This window comes from Micromonospora sp. LOL_015 (assembly GCF_048060275.1).
In the GTDB taxonomy this organism is placed as follows: domain Bacteria; phylum Actinomycetota; class Actinomycetes; order Mycobacteriales; family Micromonosporaceae; genus Micromonospora_E.
Genome location: NZ_JBHMIO010000158.1, coordinates 1 through 737 on the forward strand (window position 1 = coordinate 1; position 737 = coordinate 737).

2 pseudogenes are annotated in these 737 nt (G+C 70.7%); both read right to left on the reverse strand.

The features are described 5' to 3' along the window. Positions 1-500, reverse strand: a pseudogene (locus ACFHWU_RS29260) (4-hydroxy-2-oxovalerate aldolase); the annotation flags it as partial. Continuing rightward, positions 497-737: pseudogene (locus tag ACFHWU_RS29265) on the reverse strand (acetaldehyde dehydrogenase (acetylating)); the annotation flags it as partial. The pseudogenes ACFHWU_RS29265 and ACFHWU_RS29260, both read right to left, overlap by 4 nt.

Genomic DNA, 737 nt, shown 5'->3' on the forward strand with positions numbered 1-737 from the left:
CCGGAGTCGGTGACGTAGACGCAGTGCGCCCCGTACGACTCCATCAGCTTGGCCTGCCGCGCGAGCCCGGCCGGGGTGTTCATGTGCGCCATCATCAGGAACCCGGCGACGTCCATACCCTGGTCGCGGGCCCATGAGATGTGCTGGGCGGCGACGTCGGCCTCGGTGCAGTGGGTGGCGATCCGGACGCTGGTGACGCCGAGGTCGCGGGCCGCTTTCAGGTCGTCGATGGTGCCGATGCCGGGCAGCAGCAACGTGGTCAACGTCGCCCGGCTGATCGACTCGGCGGCGGCGGTGATCCAGTCGGCGTCCGACGCGGCACCGTGGCCGTAGGTGACGGACGAGCCGGCCAGGCCGTCGCCGTGGGCGACCTCGATCGCGTCGACGCCGGCCGCGTCCAATGCGGCGGCGATCTCCCGGACCTCGTCGACGGTGTAGCGGTGCCTGATGGCGTGCATGCCGTCGCGCAACGTGACGTCCTGCACGTACAGCCGGGTCATGACCGTGCCTCCGCTCGGAGAGCGACCAGGCGTTCCGCGGTGCGCAGCGCCGCCGAGGTCATGATGTCGAGGTTTCCGGCGTACGCGGGCAGGTAGTGCCCGGCACCGGAGACTTCGAGGAACACCGACACCTGGACACCGGTGAACCGGCTGCCCAGCGCCGGCACGAACGCGTCGACCGGGTCGAACTGCACGGCCTGTTTGAGCCGGTAGCCGGGCACGTACCCGGCGACCGAC